Source organism: Micromonospora chokoriensis (genome assembly GCF_000718555.1).
Classification (GTDB): Bacteria; Actinomycetota; Actinomycetes; order Mycobacteriales; family Micromonosporaceae; genus Micromonospora; species Micromonospora chokoriensis_B.
This window is the reverse complement of the sequence record NZ_JOAN01000001.1, coordinates 677,516-695,924: the sequence shown is the minus strand read 5'-3', so window position 1 is coordinate 695,924 and position 18,409 is coordinate 677,516. Positions and strand designations below refer to the sequence as shown.

Below are 18,409 nucleotides of genomic sequence, written 5' to 3'. Positions count from 1 at the left end.
CGGGTTAACGTTGGTCCATGCCGATTGAGTCGTCCCGCGACGCTGTCATCGTCGCCACCGCCCGCTCCCCCATCGGCCGGGCGCACAAGGGGTCTCTGCGCGATGTCCGCTCCGACGACCTCGCCGCGACAATCGTCCAGGCCGCGCTGGACAAGATCCCCGCGCTCGATCCGACCACGATCGACGACCTCTACCTCGGGTGCGGCCTGCCCGGCGGCGAGCAGGGCTTCAACATGGCCCGGGTGGTGTCCACCCTCCTCGGTCTGGACACTGTGCCCGGCGCCACGCTGACCCGCTACTGCGCCTCGTCGTTGCAGACCACCCGGATGGCGATGCACGCGATCCGGGCCGGCGAGGGCGACGTGTTCGTCTCCGCCGGTGTGGAGATGGTCTCCCGCTATGCCCGGGGCAGCTCCGACGGGCTACCGCCCGAGGCGCAGGCCCTGGTCGGCGGCGGCTGGGAGAACCCACGCTTCGGGTCGGCCCGCGCGCGCTCGAAGCGCCGCTCCCAGGGCGACGCCGAGGTGTGGACCGACCCGCGCGAGGCCGGTGAGCTGCCCGACATCTACCTGACCATGGGGCAGACCGCGGAAAACCTGGCCCAGGTGTACGACGTCACCCGCGCCGACATGGACGAGTTCGGCGTACGCAGCCAGAACCTCGCGGAGAAAGCCATCGCGGACGGCTTCTGGGCCCGCGAGATCACCCCGATCACCACGCCGAACGGCACCGTGGTGAGCACCGACGACGGGCCCCGGGCCGGCGTCACCCTCGACGCGGTCGCCGGCCTGAAGCCGGTGTTCCGCCCGGACGGTCGGATCACCGCCGGCAACTGCTGCCCGCTCAACGACGGCGCGGCTGCCGTGGTGGTGATGAGCGCCCAGCGGGCCGAGGAGCTTGGGCTCACTCCGCTGGCCCGGATCGTCTCGACCGGGGTGACCGCCCTGTCGCCGGAGATCATGGGTCTCGGGCCGGTCGAGGCGTCCCGGCAGGCGTTGCGCCGAGCCGGCATGACCATCGGCGACGTCGACCTCGTCGAGATCAACGAGGCGTTCGCCGCACAGGTCATCCCCTCCTACCGCCAGTTGGGCATCCCGGAGGAGAAGCTGAACGTGATGGGCGGCGCCATCGCGGTCGGTCACCCGTTCGGCATGACCGGTGCCCGGATCACCGGCACCCTGCTCAACGCGCTGGAGTGGCACGACAAGACCATCGGTCTGGAGACCATGTGCGTGGGCGGTGGCCAGGGCATGGCCATGGTGCTCGAACGGCTGAGCTGAGCTCAGAGCGCGCTGCGGGTCGCCGTCACCTCGGCGGCGGCCCGGGTCAACGCCTCGGCCCCCGGGTCGGCGGCGAGCAGGTCCGCAGTGACCACCCGCAGCTGGTCGGGCAGGGCCAGGTCGTTGTCGAGCCGGGGCACGACCCGACGAGGCGCCCCCTCGGCGTCGGCGGCCAGGTTGGCGATCTCCTGCGCCAGGCGGTGCACCAGGTCGGCACGGGACACGTTGCCGGCCGTCGCGACCGCCGCCCACCGTGGCTGCTGCCAGTGCGCGATCTGACCGACCAACAACTGCACGGCCTTGTCCAACTCCGCTGCGCTCATCGCCGTCGAGTCTACGGCCGGCACCGACCATGCCGGGTCGCCGCCGTCAGCGGCGCAGGTAGCTGAGCAGCCGCAGCAGCTGCCAGTAGAGGAAGACCAACCCGGTGAGCAGGCCGAACGCGCTCAGCCACGCGTACCGGCGGGGTCGACCGTCGCGCACCGAGCGCTCGACCAGGTCGAAGTCGAGGATGAAGCTGAACGCCCCGGCGATGATGGCCACCACCGAGAAGACGTACGGCAGCCAGCCGACCTCCCCGCTGACGCTGTAGACCGCCAGGCCCGGTCGCCCGGAGATCAGGTACGACACCAGGTTGACCACGCTCAGCACGGCGATGCCGAGCAGGGTGCCGATCACCAGGCGAGCGAGCCGGGGCGTCGCCCGGATCACCCGGGCCCGGTAGAGCGCCGCCATGCCGAGGAAGACGCCGAAGGTGCCGGCCACCGCCTGCACCACGATGCCCGGGTAGACCTGCTCGAAGGCGCGGCTCGCCACCCCCAGCAGCAGTCCCTGGAGGAGGGCGTAGCCGACGATCGGCACCGGGTTGGTGATCCGCCGAAACGAGATGACCAGGACCAGCGCGATCGAGGCGAGCGCGCTGCCGGCCAGCGCCGCTCCCAGCCACCCGGCGTCGGGGATGACCGCCCAGGACACCGCCGCGGTAGCGCCGGTGACGAGCAACAACCCGACGGTACGGACCACCACGTCGTCGACGGTCATCGGCTCGACGTCACGGGCACCGAGCACCCGGGCCTCCACCCGGCCGGTCTCGTCCAGCCGGTTGAGCACCGGGTTGTTGCTGCGCACCGCCGCCTCCTTCGCCCGCGTACCCCCTCGCAGTCACTCTGCCCCGGGCGGACCGGCGGCGGCGGGCAAACGGCGCGGACGACGGCGCCCGCCCCCACCGGAGTGGGGACGGGCGCCGGTCGACAGTGCGGACGAGGTCAGTCGTCGCCCTGGAAGTAGCTCAGCATGCGCAGGATCTCGATGTAGAGCCAGACCAGGCTGACCAGGATGCCGAACGCGGCCACCCAGGAGTAGCGCTGCGGCAGGCCCATCCGGACGCCGTCCTCGATCTCCTTGAAGCTGAGCACGAAGCTCAGCGAGGCGACCACGATGCAGACCAGGCTGAAGCCGATGGCCAGCGGGCTGCCGTCGCGCAGGCCCGTGTTGACGCCGAACAGCGCCAGCACCAGGTTGATCATCATGACCGCGAAGAGGCCGGTCATCACCGCGATCATGCCCTTGACGAAGGCCGGGGTGGCCCGGATGACCTTCGCCTTGTAGAGCATCGCCATCAGGAAGAAGATGCCGAAGCTGGCTGCTGCCGCCTGGAGCACGATGCCGTCGTAGGCCGTCTCGAACGCCTTGCTGACCATGCCGACGAAGACACCCTCGACGACCGCGTACGCGATCACGAGCGCCGGGTTGGCCATCCGGGAGAACGAAATGATCAAGCCGAGGACCAGGCCGACCACCGCCGCACCGATCCAGGCGGTACCGACCAGCGCGTCGGGCACGAGCACCCAGGCGGCTGCGGCGGTGATGCCCAGGATGCCGAGCAGAGCAACCGTCTTGACGACCACGTCGTCGACGGTCATGGGCGCCACGGTCGGCGGCGCGGCCGGGTAGCCGGCCTCGGACGGATACTGCTGGGGAATGCCGGGCTGTCCGTACGGCCCGGCCGGGGCGTACCCGGCGGAGCGCTCCCGCTCGGCCGCTTGGCCGAGCCGGGCGAGCACCGGGTTCGAGGTCTTCACTGTCTGGCCTCCCTCAGGGGGTCGTTTGCACGTGAACGTGCCCTCCAAGAGTAAACGGCACAGCCAAGTCCTGGAGATCACGAATGAGAATGTGTATGCCGACTGGTGCCCGGGGCGGGGGTCGAACCCGCACGCCTTTCGGCAGCCGCTTTTAAGGCGGCCGTGTCTGCCTTTCCACCACCCGGGCGAGTGGCACCGGCGCGCGCCGACACGCCTGATGCAGTGACACCGTAGCTGGTCTGCGGCGACCCGGCGTACCCCGCCGGCCCGGCCACATTAGGGTCGGTGCCGTGAGCAGCGCAGCCCCCACGGCCCCCGACGCCGCCCCTGAGCAGGCATTCCGCCTCGCCGATCAGGTCAACCGCCGACCTCGGGCCACCCGGCTGCTGGCTGCCGTCCGCCGTCACCGGGTGGACCTGCTGGCCGCTCTGATCTTCGCGGCGCTGGCCGGCTGGCTCACCCACGGGATGTGGCCCGACCCGGGCGGCCGCACGTTGGCGCTCAACCCGGAGGACCAGGCCCTCTACGAGTGGTTCCTGGCGGTGGACGCCCGCGCGCTGCTCGGCGACTTCGACCTGCTCACCGACCGGCTCAACGCCCCCGACGGCGTCAACCTGATGGCCAACACCACGGTGATCGCACTCGGCGTCCTCTTCGCGCCGGTCACCCTGCTGCTCGGCGCGCCGGTCACCTTCGCGCTGCTCGCCGCCGCCAATCTCGCCGGCACCGCCCTCGCCTGGTACCTGCTGTTCCACCGGACGCTGCGCGCTCGCCGACTCGCCGCCGCGCTCGGCGGCGGCCTGTGCGGCTTCGGGCCCGGCATGGTCTCGCAGACCAACAGCCACCTGCACATGACCGCCCAATGGCTGGTGCCGGTGATCGTCTGGCTGGTGGTCCGGCTGCTGCGGGCGTCTGACCCGGGGCTCGGGACACCCGACGAGACTGGCCGCACCCGACCCAGCGGGCTGGATCGGCGTCGGCTGTTCACCTCCGCGGCGGGGCTGGCCGGCGCGGTCACCGCGCAGGTCTTCATCGGCGAGGAGGTGCTCTTCCTCGCCGCGATCACGCTGCTGGTGATGGCGATCAGCTACGCCGTGGCAGACCGGGACCTGGCCCGCAGAGCCCTCCCCGGCTTCGCCGGTGGGTTGGCGATCGCCGCCGGGCTCGCCCTGCTGGTGCTCGGCTATCCGCTGTGGTTCCAGTTCGCCGGGCCACAGGGAGTCGCCGACGGGATGTTCACCCCGGCCTACTTCTCCGCCGACCTGAGCAGCTGGTGGACGGTCTCCCCGCTGTCGGTGGCCGGCAGCGACGAATCCGCCCGGCTGACCACCGGCCCGGCCGAGTACAACACGTTCCTCGGCTGGCCACTGCTGCTGGTCGCCGTGGCCTGCGCGATCTGGGTCGGGCGACGCCGGCTGGTCTTCGCCTGTGTCGTGGCGGGCCTGGTGATGGGTGCGCTCTCGCTCGGCCCGGAGGTGGTGCTCGGCGGCACCAGGACCGCGCTACCCGGCCCGTACGCCCTGATCGGCGGGTTACCGGTGGTGGACGGCGCGTTGCCGATGCGGTTCGCGCTGGCGTTGCTGCCAATCGTCGCGACGCTGCTGGTGATCGCGGTCGACCGGGCCCTGCGTAGCTCCGGTCGGGCCCGGCGGCTGGTGCCACTGGCCGTCGGCGTGGCACTGCTGCCGATCTTTCCGACCCCCCTGCCGACCACCGGACGACCGGCGGTGCCGGAATTCATCACCGGCGGTCACTGGCGACAGTGCGTAGCCCCGGGCGGGGTGCTGGTCCCCGTGCCGCTGCCCACGCCGAAGGAGCCCTGGCCGATGCGCTGGGCGACCGCCGCCGATGCCGGGTTCGGGCTGCCGGAGGGCTTCTTCATCGGCCCGTACGGCAGGGGTGGCACCGCGGCGATGGGCACCTTCAAGCAGCCAACCTCCGCGCTGCTGGCGGATGTCGCCCGGCGCGGCGACCAACCGGCCATCGGTGACGAGCAGCGCCGCCAGGCCACCCGCGACGCGGACTTCTGGGGCGCCTCCTGCGTGGCGCTCACCGACGACGCCCCCCACGCCGAGGCCCTCCGAGCAACCCTAGAGAAGCTCTACGGCCCAGCAACTCGAGTAGCCGACGCCTGGACCTGGCGCGTCTGACAACAACCCAAAACCCCGCCGATCCTGCACTTCTGGTGCAAGATCGGCGGGGTCAGTGGGCTAACGGTCAGACGCGGGGGGCACCGACGGGCTGGGAGGCCTCGACGAACTCCTCGCGCGGGTCGTGCAGCTGGCCCAGCGCAACCACCTCACGCTTGAGGAAGAACGCCAACGACCAGTCCACCACCACGCGGACCTTGCGGTTGAACGAGGGGATCCGGCTCATGTGGTACGTCCGGTGCATCACCCACGCCGGCCAGCCGGTCATCTTGATCCCGTACACCTGGGCCACGCCCTTGTGCAGGCCGAGGCTCGCGACGCTACCGGCGTGCTTGTGCTTGTAGTCCACCGGCTCGCGACCCCGAAGCACGGCCACGATGTTGTCGGCCATCCGGGAGGCCTGGCGCACCGCGTGCTGCGCGCTCGGCGAGCAGAAGTTGCCCGGCTCCTTGGTCAGGTCCGGCACGGCGGCGCAGTCGCCGGCGCTCCAGGCACCCTCGACCACCTGGTCGCCGTCGACCACCTGGAGAGTGGGCAGGCAGGTGACCCGGCGACGGTCGTCGCGCGGGAAGTCGGTCGCGTCCAGCATCGGCGACGGCTTCACACCGGCCGTCCAGACGATCGTGTCGGACCGGAAGCTGTCACCGTCGGAGAGCTTGACCACCCCGTCGACGCAGGACTCGAGCCGGGTGTCCAGCCGGATGTCCATGTTCCGCTTCGTCAGCTGCTGCACCGTGTAGGCGCCCATGTCCCGATCGACCTCGGGCAGCACCCGCTGGGTGGCCTCGACCAGCACCCAGCGAACCTCGTCCTGGCTCAGCTCCGGGTAGTAGCGCAGGGCGTCGCGAGCCATGTCCTCCATCTCGGCGAGCGCCTCGATGCCGGCGTACCCACCGCCGACGAAGGTGAAGGTCAGCGCCGAACGGCGAACGTCCGGATCCGGCGTGGCGGCAGCCACGTCGAGCCGATCCAGCACGTGGTTGCGCAGGTAGATCGCCTCGCCGATGGTCTTGAACCCGATGCCCTGCTCGTGCAGGCCGGGAATCGGCAGGGTGCGGGAGACCGACCCCGGGGCCACGATCACGTGGTCGTAGGTGATCTCCCGGGCCGGGCCGCTGATCGGCTGCACGGTGGCCACCTTGCGGTCGTGCTCGATCCGCGTGACCGTGCCGGCCACCATCTTGCACCGGCGCAACTCTCGCCGCAGCGGCACCACAGAGTGCCGCGGGGAGATGTTGCCCGCTGCCGCCTCGGGCAGGAACGGCTGATAGGTCATGTGGGGTTGGGGGTCCACAACCATGACCTCAGCCTCACGGGAGCTGAGCTTCTTCGACAGGCGCAGGGCGGCGTACAAACCGACGTGCCCGGCACCAACCACAAGGATCCGCTTCGGATTCACGTCGACTATCTTTCCCCGGCCGGCTCAGGTAATCCCGCTCGCGCCCCCCATCTGTGACGGAGCACAACCCATGTGACCTGCGTAACCCTCACGTCGCAGCGGTCACCGGCGGCGCAGCAGCCAGCCCAGCAACGCTGCTGTCCCCACCGCCACCAGCAGCCCCAGCACGGTGACCCACTGATATCCGGCTTCCCCACCCAAGCCTGCGGCCTGCAACAACAGCACTCCCAGCACGGCGGCTCCCAGCAGCACGGCGGCCGAGCGCACCAACCAACGGGTGATCAACTCGGGGTCCACCACCGCGTCGTAGGGCAACAGCGCGGCCAGCGCGCAGAGGGTGTGGCCCAGATAGAGCAGGGCCGCGATGGCGAGCAGCCGCCAGAGGGCGACCGGACGGCCGTACCCGTCGGTGGCGAACAGCCAACCGCCGACCGTGACCAACGCCGTGAAGGTCGCCCAGATCCGACGCGGCCCGAACGCGGGCAGCAGGGCAGCGACCGCCAGGAAGAGGATCGGCCGACCGGGAAGCACCTCGGCGGGGAACGCCAGGACAAACCCGGCAAAAACCACGACGAAGATCGCGGCCCGCACCAACAGCGGGGCCGCGCTAATCCGGGTGACGGCGTTCTGGGCCGCCCGAACCCGCTCCGTGACGCCACTGATCACCGGGCCCGCCTTCCGTTCGCGGCTGCGGGGCTCGCAAGCTCACTCCTCGCGCTCACCGAGCCCGCCTTCCGTTCGCGACTGCGGGGCTCGCAAGCTCACTCCTCGCGCTCACCTGCCACCCACCCTTGGGGCCGTCGCCAACCGGGCCACGTCCCGCAGCACCTGGTCCAGGCTGCCGGCGCCAGCCCAGCGCACCACGGGTACGCCGTGCTCCCGGAGTTGCCCGATCATGATCTCCCGATCCAGCCGCCACAGCCGGTACGCCACCTCGGCCCAACCCTGGTCCTTCGGCGACGCCAGGTCGGTCGGCAACGTGTCGACCGCCACCACGAACCGCCCGCCGCGAGCCAGCCGGGCGAGCATCTGCGCCGACCGTTCGTCCAACAGCGGGGTGAGCACCACCACCAACGCGTCCGAGGAGAGCAGTTGCGGGCCGAACACCTGGTCGTACGGCTCGTGCGCGGACGCGTGGACCCGGACGTCGAGCAGCCACTCCAGGACGGTCAGGTACTGCCGACGCCCGGCGGCCGGCCGGAGCCGGCGGGCGGCCGGCCCGTACTCCAGCAGGGAGACCCGGTCGCCGCGGTGCAGGTAGTGCTCGGCGATCGCTGCGGTGGCCCGGACGGTGGTGTCCAGCACCGAGGCCGCGCCACCCACCCCACCGGAGCGGCCAGCCTCGGCGAGTACGTCGAGCAGCACCACCACCTCCGCATCCCGGTCGGAGAGGGTGGCGGCCACGTGCAGTTGCCGGGCCCGCAACGAGACCCGCCAGTCGATTCGGCGCAGCCGGTCCCCGGGGGCGAAGACGCGTACGCCGGCCAACTCGCCGCCCTCTCCGGGCCGCCGGGAGTGGTGCGCCCCCACCAGGCCGGCGGCACGGGGCATCGCCTCCACCGCCTCGAACGGCTCGGTACGCGGGTACACCCGCACCAGGGTCGGCTCGGTGATCACCGCCCGGGAGACCAGCAGGCCGCCCGCCGTGGCGACCCGGGCACCGGCTGGGCCGATCGGGTGCCGGCCCCAGCGCAGGGCGTTGCCGGCCAACTCCAGGTCGACGGCGGCGCCGACGGGCACCGACGTCACGAACGGCCGGTCCGCCCCGGAGCGGCCCGTGCCGTTGGTCGGAGCCGTTGCGCCGGTCACCGCAGCGGCGCTCGGTGGCGCGTCATCGACGGCCTGGTCGTGGGCGAAGCCGGCCCGGTCGATCCGCAGCCACGGCGACACCCGGGAACGCATCACCACCAGGTCGTAGTCGATCGTGTCCGGGTTGCCGACGGTCACCGCCGCCGTCACCTCACCGCCCTCGACAAGCGGCCCGTCGTCACCCTGGGTGATCCACACCTGGGGCAGCGCCGTGGGCCGTCGGCGCAGCGCGTACGCGGTGCCCAGGGCGAACGGGGCGGCAAGCACGATCAGGTCGACCCGCCCCAGCAGCACCCCTGCCACCAGCAGCAGACCGGTGAGCAGCACCGCACGGCCGAGCGCCGGGGTTGGTGCCCAGCCGGCAGCCGGTTCCGCCTCGGTGGCTCTCGGCACGGTCGGTCCGGTCATCAGTGCCGGGGCCCGCCGGCTGCGTAGCTGGGCAGGGCGCCACTGGCCGGAGCGGGGGTCGCCTCCAGCACCTCGCCCACCACGAACGCCGGGTCGACCCGGCGCAACCACATCTCCGGGCGCAGGGTGATTCGGTGGGCCAGCGCGGGTGCCGCCACCGCCTTGACGTCCTCCGGCACCACGTAGTCCCGTCCGCCGAACACCGCGCGGACCCGGGCCAGCAGCAGCAGCGCCAGCGAACCGCGAGGTGAGGCGCCAACCAGCACCGACGGGTGCTCCCGGGTGGCCGCGGTGAGCGACACGATGTAGCGGCCGATGGAGTCCTCCACCACCACGTCCTCCAGGGCGGCCTGCATGGCCCGCAGCGTTGCCGCGTCGACCACCGCCTTGATCTCCGCCTCCTCGCGGCGGCGGCTCATCCGCCGGCGCAGCACCTCCCACTCCTCCTCGTGCTGCGGGTAACCGAAGGAGACCCGCAGCAGGAACCGGTCCAGCTGCGCCTCCGGCAGCGGATAGGTGCCCTCGTACTCGATGGGGTTGGCGGTAGCCAGCACGTGGAACGGCTCGTCCAGCTTGTAGGTCACACCCTCCACCGACACCTGCTTCTCCTGCATCGCCTCCAGCAGCGCGGACTGGGTCTTCGGCGGCGTCCGGTTGATCTCGTCGGCGAGGAGCAGGTTGGTGAAGACCGGGCCGGCCCGGAAGGTGAAGTCGCCGTTGCGCTGGTCGTAGAGGAACGAGCCGGTGACGTCGGCGGGGAGCAGGTCGGGGGTGAACTGCAACCGCCGGAAGTCCAACCCGAGCGCCTGGGCGAACGAGCGTGCGGTGAGCGTCTTGCCGAGCCCCGGCAGATCCTCCAGGAGCACGTGCCCGCCCGCCAGGATGCCGGCGAGGACCAGCTCCAACGCGTCCCGCTTGCCGACCACCACGGTGCCGACCGCGTCCAGGACCGCCCGCGCCAGGTGCCCGACCTCGGCGGGGGCAATGCTCCGGTCCACGTCCTTCATCAAATTTGCTCCAGTTCGGCGACGATCACCGCGAGGTCGCGCGGCGACGGGGTGCGGCGAGGTGGGGTCTCCAGAAACGTCCACAGGCGCTCACCCAGCAGGACGCGGGCGCGGGCGGGATCCGACTCACGGGTGACGCCGTGTTTCAGACGCATCCGCTCGTCGGCCAGCTCACCGATCCGGGGCAGGACCACCTCGGTGAAACGTTCGGTTCGGTTCGAGGACCAGTCCAGGGGCCGTTCCCACTGGTTGATCGCGCCACGCAGCGCGTCCCGGGCGCCCCAGTTGTAGCTGCCGTCCTCTTCACCCGTGCCGGCCCGGCGAGCCGGCGGCGGCGGAGGTGGCGGCGCGAGCAGGGCGGTGACCCGGCGGACCGCCAGCACGGCGAGCACCCCGGCGATCAGCACTGGCAGTGAGACCTGCAGGCCCACCGCGCGGAGGCCGACGAGCAGCACCGCGACCAACGCGGCGGCCCACACGAGAGCGCGCAGCACCGGACGCCACCGGGAAGGGCGGGCCTGCGGACCGGCCGGCGCCGCCTCCTCCTCGAACGCGAGCAGATCGTCGATGCTGGTGCTACTCACGAGATCACCGCCGCGGTGAGCTCTCCGCGCAACCGGCCAAGGGCGGCGCGGGCCTGGTCCCGGGTGCGCTCGCCGACCGGGTGGGTGGCGTACCGGGCCTCCCGGTAGACGTGCGCGAACTCGGCCAGCACGTCGGTGCTTGCGATCGCCGGCACTCCCGCCGCCGGGTCACCCTGCAGCAGCCGGCTGACCAGGTCGGTGGGGGTATCCCCGGCGAGCCTCGGCACACCGGCCCCGGCTGCGGTCTCCTCTAGGCGCACCCAGCAGGCGATCACCGCCACCCGGGGGTCGGTGTCGCGGTCGTCGAGCTCCACCAGGCCGGCGTCGAGAGCGGCGACCACCTCGCGGGCAGTGCCCTCGGCGGTACGACGGGCCCGCTGCGCCGGCAGCGCCCGGGTGGTGCGGCGCAGCGCGCCCCGGATCAGCATCCAGGAGAGGTATCCGAGCGCGGCGAGGATGGCCAGCCCAAGCAGGACGATCGCCACCGTGGAGACCCACTGCGGGATGTGCGCCTGGGTGGCTTCACCGGCGTCGCGCGGCTCGATCGGAATCGACCGCGACGGCTCGGCGGTCGGGTACTCGGGAACCCAGGGAACGTTGTCCGCGGCGGGCGGGATCCGACTGGCCCCGATCGATGAGTGCGCGGACGCCAGCGCGGCACCGGCGAGCAGGGCGGCGACCACGCCGACCGGCCACCACCGGCGGAGCAGGCCGCGCACCGGGCGCAGCACACCCGGCTCGGCGGACGGTAACGGCGTGGGCGGGCGTGTGCCGTCTGTCATCGCCACCACCCCACGCGTCGCCTCAGTCCACTCCGGCCAGCTGTTTGGCCTGGCCGAAGACGTCGTCCAACATCTCTGGTGTCAACCGCCCGGTGAAGGTGTTCTGCTGACTGACGTGGTAGCAGCCGAGCAAGTCCGGAGCGGCCGTGCCGGACCAGTGTGCCCCATGACCGAACGCCGGTCGCGGGCTGGGCGGGCGCTGCCCGTACACCTCGCGGAGCACCGGCCACCACGCGGCCCAGGCGAACGCGCCAAGCGCCACCACGACGCGCAGGGTGGGCCGGATCAGCGTGACCTCGCGGTGCAGCCAGGGCGCACAGGTGTCCCGTTCCGACGGGATCGGCTTGTTGTCCGGCGGCGCGCAGCGGACGGCCGAGAAGATGCGCAGGTCCCGCAGGGTGAGCCCGTCGTCGGCGGCGACACTTGTCGGCTGGTTGGCCAGCCCGGCCCGGTGCAGCGCGGCGAAGAGCACGTCACCCGACCGGTCACCGGTGAAGATCCGGCCGGTGCGATTGCCGCCGTGCGCGGCGGGTGCCAGCCCGAGGATGGCGATCCGCGCGTCAGCGGTGCCGAAGCCCGGCACCGGTCGACCCCAGTACTCCTGGTCGCGGAAGGCGGCCCGGCGGGTGCGGGCCACCTCCTCCCGCCACTGCACCAACCGTGGGCAGGCGAAACAGTCGCTCACGGCCGCGTCGAGGTCGGCCAGGTCGGCCGCCCGCGCTGCGCGGGCGACCACCTGATCGGGGGTACGCGTCTCAGCCAAGCTTGGCCCGGAAGAGTTCCAGGGTGCGGGCCCAGGCGCTGGCGGCGGCGCGCTGGTCGAACGCCTCCGGCCGGTCGTCGTTGAAGAACGCGTGCGAGGTGCCCGGGTAGTCGTAGAGGTGGCAGTCGCCGCCGGCCTCTTCGATGGCTCGACGAGCGGTCTGTACGCCCTCGTCGGCGGAGGTGCCGTCCTCTTCGGAGCAGTGGATGACCGCTGCCTTGCCGGCGTAGTCCGCCCAGTCGGGGCGCATCGATTCCCAGGGCAGCACGGGGTAGAAGCCAGCGGCGGCGACGATCCGCTCGGAGATGGTGGCCGACCATAGGGCCAGGCTGCCGCCGGCGCAGAAGCCCACAGCGCCGACCTTGCCGGTGACCTCGGGCCGCCCGGCGAGATAGTCGGCCGCTCCAGCGATGTCCTTCGCCGCCTCGTCCATCCGCATCGCCAGCAGGAGCCGCTGCGCCTCGTCCGGCTCGCTTGTCGTCTCACCGTGGTAGAAATCCGGGGCGAGGGCCACGAAACCGGCCTCGGCGAACCGGTCTGCCACCGACCGGATGTGCGGGACCAGGCCCCACCATTCCTGGATGACGATGACGGCGGGGCTGGCCGTGCCGCGGGCGGGTATCGCGAGATACCCCTCGCTCGTGCCCCCGTTGCTGCGGTAGCTCACCATTTCGCCCATGGGCCGTCCTCCTAGCGGTCAGTCATCGTTGGCTGGTCGCCCAGTGGTCCTACGTGCCGGTAGCCTGCCACGCCACGCGGCCCTCGGGAAGACGCCGGAACAGTGGCATTCACCTCCTGTTCGCCCTCTGGTGACTCCAGGTACGCCGATGGCGGCGGGGCCTGCTCCCGCCGCCATCGATGCCGATCTACCGCTTGGTTCAGGCCTTCTTGGTCAGGCAGAGCAGGTAGCCCGTCTTGCCCGGCTCGATGCTGGAGAAGATGTACCCCTCCTCGCCCTCCTTGAAGAACTGGGTGCAGGCGGTGTCGGCCTTGGCCTGAGCCGCGGTCTGGCCGTCCACCCGACCGACCACGTTGTACGCCGCCTCGGTAGAGGTGCAATCGACGATCTTGGCGCCGTCGACCTCCTCCTGCTCGTTGCCCTTGACCTCGGGCAGCTCGGCGATGCAGTCGCCGGTCTTGGCATCGGCGGTCTCGTCCTTGTTGAAGTAGTCGCCGATCGCCGAGGCGACGCCGAACTTCAGACCGGCGATGACGACTACGGCGAGGATCGCACCGACGATGCCGAGGGCCTTCTTGGCACCGGACTTCTCCGCCTTCGGCTCGGTCGCCTGCGGAGTCTCGGCCGCCTCCTGCTCGGCCGGGTCCGACTCGGTCTGCTGCGACTCGGGCTGCTGCGGCGCGGCCGCTTGCGGCGTCTCGACGGCCGGCTCAGGGGTTGCGGCGTCGGGCGCGGGGGGCGGTGCGACCTGCTCTGGCACGGGGGTTCCTTCCGAGGGGTTGATGAGCAGACGACACCGTAACGATCATTGATTTCCGGTGTCGTCCCGCTCGCCTCGTCCGTTCAGTTATTTCCCAGCATCGCCTGCATGATCCAATTCACACCGTGGTTCAGCTCGTCGGGGTGGGTGTCGGTGTGCCGCTCGGCGGCAGGCCGGTGGCCGTACCAGTCGGCAACGGCGTACCGGTCGGCGCGGATGTGCCGCTCGGGTCGGGCGTGCTGGTCGGGTCCGGCGTGCTCGTCGGGTCGGGCGTGCTCGTCGGTGACGTCGGCGGGAGGGGTGCGCCCGGCGCGCGGGGCACGAAGGGCGCCTGCTCCGGGCAGTACGGGTATGCCCGCAGGGTCTGCTTTACATAGGCGCCTGACAAGCAGTCCGGGTAGCCGAGCCGGATCGGGTTGCCGTTCTGGTCGAAGAGCCGGGCGTTCTCCACCAGGCGGCCCTCGCTGTCGTAGACGAAGACGTCCCGGACCCGGTCGTACTGGCTGTCGACCGAGGTCTGGTCGTAGCCGTAGTCGCCGTAGCGCATCCGGTCCTCGGCCTGCATCAGGGCGGCGAACGCGAAGACCACCAGCACCACGCTGGCGACCTGCACGGCCGAGCGCGGCCAGCGGGTCAGCTGGGCCGAACGGCGACCGATCCAGATGGAGCCGAGCACGAAGCCGATCAGCATGATCAGGCCGGCGAGCAGCTCACCGCCGAACCGGGGCAGCAAACCGAATTCGCCACCGGTGGTGATCACCGTGACCAGCATCGCCGCCAGATAACCGCGCAGCACCCACCAGGCCGGGCGCAACAGTCGGAGGAAGTCGCTGGCCGTCGCGTACCCCAGGGGTGGGCCCAGCCGGGTGTCGAGCGCGCGCAGCCGGCCGCGGGCCCGGGCCATCGCGCTCGCCACCCGCTGGTCGAGATTGCGCCCGCTGCCCGGCGCGGCGCCGGCCGCGGCGCGCAGCTCGGCCGCGTACGTCTCGGGCTCGCCCAGCCGCTCGACCAGGGTGCCCTCGGACTCGGCCGCGACCTCGGTGAGGTGGTCGGCGAGGTCCTCGGTCAGCTCGTCGCGTTGGGTGGGCGGCAGGTCGGCCAGAGCGGCCCGAACCCGCGCCACGTAGTCGGTGATCTCCTGCTCCGTGACGGTCATGCCGCCAGCCCCCGATCGTCGAGCAGAGCGTCCATGGTGGTGGCGAATGAGCGCCAGAGCTTGCCGGAGCGAGTCAACTGGTCGCGCCCTGCGGCGTTGAGTGAGTAGTACTTGCGGTGCGGCCCGGATTCGCTCGGCACCACGTAGGTGGTGAGCAGGCCGGCGGCGAAGAGGCGGCGCAGCGTCCCGTAGACCGAGGCGTCGCCGACCTCTTCCAGGCCGGCCTCGCGAAGGCGGCGCAGGATGTCGTAACCGTAACCGTCCTCCTCTCGGAGGACGGCCAGGACGGCCAGATCGAGCACGCCCTTCAGCAACTGTGTGGTGTCCACGCATTGCACACTACTGCGCAATGCGAAGTAGCGTCAACGATCAGGCCCCACACGCCGAGCGGCGGGGCGGGGCGGGGCGGTGATCGACTCGGTTTTCAGAAAGTCGGGGCATCCGAGGCACTCGGACACCGCAGTTTCAATGAAGGAGAGTTGATCAAGCGTGCTAGCCCGCGGTGGCTGGCTGGAGGCTCCAGGCGATGCCGTCGAGGATGTCGTGCTCCGAGGCGACCACCGACGGCATCCCGGCCCGCTCCATGATCACGCGAAGCACCAGCGCGCCCGCGCCGATCACGTCAGCCCGGCCCGGGTGCATCACCGGGCTCACCAACCGCTGCGTACGGGTCTGACCCAGCAGGTCAGCGGTCACCTGGGCGACCTCCTCGTACGACACCCGGGCGTGGTGGATGCGCTCCGGGTCGTACTCTCGCAGGCCCTGAGCGAGGGCGACCACTGTGGTGACCGACCCGGCGAGGCCGACCAGGGTGGCCGCCTCGCGGCCGGGGACCGCAGCGAGCGCCCGGTCCACCACGGCAGCGATGTCGGCCTCCGCGGCCGCGACCTGCTCGGGCGTCGGCGGGTCACTGGGCAGGTGCCGCTCGGTCATCCGGACGCAGCCGATGTCGACCGAGATCGCCGACCGCACCCCGGCGGCCCGGTCACCGACCACGAACTCGGTGGAACCGCCACCGATGTCGACGACCAGGAACGGCTCCTGCGCGTCGGCGGGCAGCCCGCGCACCGCGCCGGTGAACGACAGCCGGGCCTCCTCGTCGCCGCTGACCACCTCGGGCGCCACCCCGAGGGTGCGCTGCACCATGTCGGTGAATTCGGCGGCGTTGGCGGCGTCCCGGGAAGCCGAGGTGGCGCACATCCGCACCCGCTGCGCACCCAGCTTCTCGATGTCGGCGGCGTACGACGCCAACGCCACCCGGGTCCGCTCGATCGCCTCCGGGGCGAGCCGGCCGGTGCGGTCCACGCCCTGCCCCAGCCGGACGATCTCCATCCGCCGGGTCAGGTCGACAAGCGGCGCCTGCGGCCCGGCCGAGGCCTCGGGCAGGTCGGCGACCAGCAGTCGGATCGAGTTGGTCCCGCAGTCGATGGCCGCCACACGCGTCGTCACCCCGCAACCCTACGACAGCCCACCGGCGGCGCCTGCCTGGTGGGCCGAGCAGACGGCAGCCGGCCTGGCGGCCGGTCGCCCTACTGAGGCCGATGACTACCAGTCATCAAAATGACTCAGGGGCATCACGCTCAACAGGGCGACCGGCACCCAACAGCTCCGCGCCGAGCGCGGTCAGGTGATGCCGGACGGCCCCGCCCTCCCGCTCGCTGGCCACCAGACCAGCGGCCCGCAGGGCGGTGGCGTGCTCCGAGGCCGAGGAGAGACTGATCCCGGCGGCCCGGGACAACAGGGTGGTGGTCAACCCACCGTCGGCCGCCAGCCGGCGCAGCACAAGCGCCCGGGTGACGCCGAGCAGCCGGCCGAGGGCATCGTCGTCAGCGGTGGCCCCGCGTGCGGGCACTATCACCGGGTAGACGAGCAGGATCGGTTGACCCGGCTCGACGAGCACCCGGGGGCGTGGCCCGGCCAACGGGGACGGCAGCAGGATGAGGCCGTGGCCGGTGCCGGGAAGATCCCCGTCCCACCACGTCCGTACCTCCAGCACCGGCTCGCGCCAGCGGATCGCCGGGTGCAGACCCGCGAAGAGGCCGGCCAGGCCGTGCTGCGCCAGCCGCAGGCTGGCGGAGGTCACCTGCTGACGGTACGCCGACGTCAGCTCGGCCCAGTGCGGTTCGAGCACCACGTCGAACCAGGTCCGAACGGCTCCGCCGAACAGGTCCAGCACCTCCGGATCGGCCGCCGCGAACCGCCGCCGCAGCGGGCTGACGGTCGTCTCCGCGTACGCCGTGGTGACCTCGGCGCGGACCCGCCGCGCCGGGGTGGCCCGAATCGCCTCCAGGCCGGCCTCGACCGACTCCAGACCGTCGAAGGGAGTCACGAAATCCGGTAGGCGCCCCCGGTCGGGCAGCAGGTGTCGCAGGATCGCGGTGGCCGCCTGCGCGGCAGCCGTGCCCTCGGCCGCCGCCGCCCGCCCGGCCAGTGTCGGCGCCATCGCCGCGACCGTGGGATCGCGCAGCCACTGCCCGGCCAGCAGCGCGATCCCGACCGGATGCAGCCGATCGGCGAACCGCACCCGGCACAGGTCGGCCGACCCGAGCTGGAGGCGAAGCATGCCAACAGCCTGCCTGCCTTCGCCCAGGACCGAAAGGGTTGATCCGCAGCCGGACGATCTCCAGTGTGGACGCGGGGTCGACGGGGGGTGGCCGGCATGCGGCGAACGGTGGCAGTGTTGACGGGGCTCTGCCTCGTCGTCGCGGCGGTAGCTTGTGGTGAGCGGGGGCAGCCCTCGTCGACCCCGCCAGTCGCGCCGTCCGCGTCGGCTGAACGCCCGGCGGCCGGCGACCACCTGCTCACTCTCAAGCACAACGGGACCGACCGCACCTACCTGTTGTACGCGCCGCCCGGGTACGACCCGAACCGGCCGTCCGCCCTGGTCGTCGCACTGCACTTCTACCCCGGCGCCGGACCCTCAATGCGCGAGCTGGCGGGCTTGGACGCCAAGGCCGACACGGACAACGTGCTGGTCGCCTACCCCGACGGGGTGGGCGGCGGCTTCAACGCGCTGATCTGCTGCGGCAGTCAGGACGACGTCGGCTTCCTCAGTACCCTCACCGACCACCTGGTGCAGACCTGGAATGCGGACCCCAACCGGGTCTTCCTCACCGGCATCTCGAACGGCGGCGACATGAGCTTCCGGGCAGCGGTCGAGGGCACCGGCAAGTTCGCCGCGATCGGGGTCGTCAGTGGCGGTTACAGCGGGAAACTGACCACCGCCGAGAGCTACGTGCCGAAGAGCCCGGTCTCCGTGATCACCTTCATCGGCGGCCAGGACCGGTACGCCTCGACCTTCCAGACGGGGATGCGGACCTGGCAGCAGCGGCTCAGTTGCCGACCGAGCCCGAAGGCGTCCGGGGTGCCGGGTGTGACGCACACGGTGGCGGGCTGCGCGGACGGCAGCGAGGTAAGCGTCTACACCATCGCCGACATGGGCCACAGCTGGCCGGGGGCGAAATCCGGTCAGCTCGCCGCACCCGCCGCGGGTCTGTCCGCCACCGACCTGATGTGGGAGTTCTTCGCCGCGCACCCGCGCAAGGCCTGAT

The 18,409-nt window shown here is 71.7% G+C and carries 19 protein-coding genes and 1 tRNA gene; 3 read left to right on the top strand and 17 right to left on the bottom strand.

Features of this window, described 5'->3' with window-relative positions; all coding sequences use genetic code 11:
• The first annotated feature begins 17 nt into the window (after positions 1-17).
• Positions 18-1,280, top strand: coding sequence for an acetyl-CoA C-acetyltransferase (locus IF46_RS0103295; protein ID WP_030486757.1), 1,263 nt, complete (start codon positions 18-20; stop codon positions 1,278-1,280).
• Positions 1,281-1,282: 2 nt separating this feature from the next.
• Here the strand turns inward: IF46_RS0103295 and IF46_RS0103290 are convergent, their stop codons facing one another.
• The 4 genes from IF46_RS0103290 to IF46_RS0103275 form a co-directional block, all read right to left on the bottom strand.
• A complete protein-coding gene (locus IF46_RS0103290; RefSeq protein WP_030486756.1) occupies positions 1,283-1,603 on the bottom strand; it encodes a hypothetical protein in 321 nt (106 codons plus the stop codon).
• Positions 1,604-1,649: 46 nt separating this feature from the next.
• Complete coding sequence (locus IF46_RS0103285; RefSeq protein WP_030486755.1) at positions 1,650-2,408, bottom strand: Bax inhibitor-1/YccA family membrane protein; 759 nt, start codon at positions 2,406-2,408, stop codon at positions 1,650-1,652.
• Between the two features lie 137 nt (positions 2,409-2,545).
• A complete protein-coding gene (locus IF46_RS0103280) occupies positions 2,546-3,361 on the bottom strand; it encodes a Bax inhibitor-1/YccA family membrane protein (protein ID WP_030486754.1) in 816 nt (271 codons plus the stop codon).
• Between the two features lie 103 nt (positions 3,362-3,464).
• Positions 3,465-3,548 (bottom strand) — tRNA-Leu (locus IF46_RS0103275).
• A 103-nt stretch (positions 3,549-3,651) separates the two neighbouring features.
• On the opposite strand from IF46_RS0103275, the gene IF46_RS0103270 reads away from it, so the two are divergent.
• The gene (locus tag IF46_RS0103270; protein ID WP_030486753.1) at positions 3,652-5,511 is read left to right on the top strand and encodes a hypothetical protein; all 1,860 of its coding nucleotides are present in this window, start codon (positions 3,652-3,654) and stop codon (positions 5,509-5,511) included.
• A gap of 67 nt (positions 5,512-5,578) precedes the next feature.
• Here IF46_RS0103270 and IF46_RS0103265 read toward each other — a convergent pair whose 3' ends face one another.
• The 13 genes from IF46_RS0103265 to IF46_RS32145 all read right to left on the bottom strand — a co-directional run bounded on the left by IF46_RS0103265 (position 5,579) and on the right by IF46_RS32145 (position 17,421).
• Positions 5,579-6,910, bottom strand: a complete 1,332-nt coding sequence (locus IF46_RS0103265) for an NAD(P)/FAD-dependent oxidoreductase (protein WP_030486752.1) — start codon at positions 6,908-6,910, stop codon at positions 5,579-5,581.
• 102 nt (positions 6,911-7,012) lie between these two features.
• A complete protein-coding gene (locus IF46_RS0103260) occupies positions 7,013-7,573 on the bottom strand; it encodes a hypothetical protein (RefSeq protein WP_030486751.1) in 561 nt (186 codons plus the stop codon).
• Between the two features lie 111 nt (positions 7,574-7,684).
• Positions 7,685-9,127: a DUF58 domain-containing protein gene (locus tag IF46_RS0103255; protein WP_030486750.1), complete on the bottom strand. Its 1,443-nt coding sequence runs from the start codon at positions 9,125-9,127 to the stop codon at positions 7,685-7,687.
• A complete protein-coding gene (locus tag IF46_RS0103250) occupies positions 9,127-10,134 on the bottom strand; it encodes an AAA family ATPase (RefSeq protein WP_030486749.1) in 1,008 nt (335 codons plus the stop codon). Before IF46_RS0103250 ends, IF46_RS0103255 begins: the two co-directional genes overlap by 1 nt.
• Positions 10,134-10,718 carry a hypothetical protein gene (locus IF46_RS0103245; protein WP_030486748.1) on the bottom strand — a complete coding sequence of 195 codons (585 nt, stop codon included), beginning with the start codon at positions 10,716-10,718 and terminating at the stop codon, positions 10,134-10,136. The genes IF46_RS0103250 and IF46_RS0103245 overlap by 1 nt, the downstream gene beginning before the upstream one ends.
• The gene (locus IF46_RS0103240) at positions 10,715-11,500 is read right to left on the bottom strand and encodes a DUF4129 domain-containing protein (protein WP_030486747.1); all 786 of its coding nucleotides are present in this window, start codon (positions 11,498-11,500) and stop codon (positions 10,715-10,717) included. The genes IF46_RS0103245 and IF46_RS0103240 overlap by 4 nt, the downstream gene beginning before the upstream one ends.
• Before the next feature lie 22 nt (positions 11,501-11,522).
• On the bottom strand, positions 11,523-12,263 hold the full coding sequence (locus IF46_RS0103235) for a uracil-DNA glycosylase family protein (protein ID WP_030486746.1): 741 nt from the start codon (positions 12,261-12,263) through the stop codon (positions 11,523-11,525).
• Positions 12,256-12,942 carry a dienelactone hydrolase family protein gene (locus IF46_RS0103230; RefSeq protein WP_030486745.1) on the bottom strand — a complete coding sequence of 229 codons (687 nt, stop codon included), beginning with the start codon at positions 12,940-12,942 and terminating at the stop codon, positions 12,256-12,258. Before IF46_RS0103230 ends, IF46_RS0103235 begins: the two co-directional genes overlap by 8 nt.
• Before the next feature lie 199 nt (positions 12,943-13,141).
• Complete coding sequence (locus IF46_RS0103225) at positions 13,142-13,702, bottom strand: LppU/SCO3897 family protein (RefSeq protein ID WP_084597731.1); 561 nt, start codon at positions 13,700-13,702, stop codon at positions 13,142-13,144.
• A 130-nt stretch (positions 13,703-13,832) separates the two neighbouring features.
• On the bottom strand, positions 13,833-14,858 hold the full coding sequence (locus IF46_RS0103220) for an HAAS signaling domain-containing protein (RefSeq protein ID WP_030486743.1): 1,026 nt from the start codon (positions 14,856-14,858) through the stop codon (positions 13,833-13,835).
• A complete protein-coding gene (locus IF46_RS0103215; protein ID WP_030486742.1) occupies positions 14,855-15,187 on the bottom strand; it encodes a PadR family transcriptional regulator in 333 nt (110 codons plus the stop codon). Before IF46_RS0103215 ends, IF46_RS0103220 begins: the two co-directional genes overlap by 4 nt.
• Before the next feature lie 163 nt (positions 15,188-15,350).
• Positions 15,351-16,295, bottom strand: coding sequence for a Ppx/GppA phosphatase family protein (locus IF46_RS0103210; RefSeq protein ID WP_036390823.1), 945 nt, complete (start codon positions 16,293-16,295; stop codon positions 15,351-15,353).
• Between the two features lie 118 nt (positions 16,296-16,413).
• Positions 16,414-17,421 carry an ArsR/SmtB family transcription factor gene (locus tag IF46_RS32145; protein ID WP_051723588.1) on the bottom strand — a complete coding sequence of 336 codons (1,008 nt, stop codon included), beginning with the start codon at positions 17,419-17,421 and terminating at the stop codon, positions 16,414-16,416.
• A 96-nt stretch (positions 17,422-17,517) separates the two neighbouring features.
• Here IF46_RS32145 and IF46_RS0103200 point away from each other — a divergent pair, with 96 nt between their 5' ends.
• Entirely contained in the window at positions 17,518-18,408 is an 891-nt protein-coding gene (locus IF46_RS0103200; RefSeq protein ID WP_157562529.1) for an alpha/beta hydrolase family esterase, read from the top strand.
• Position 18,409 lies beyond the last annotated feature (1 nt).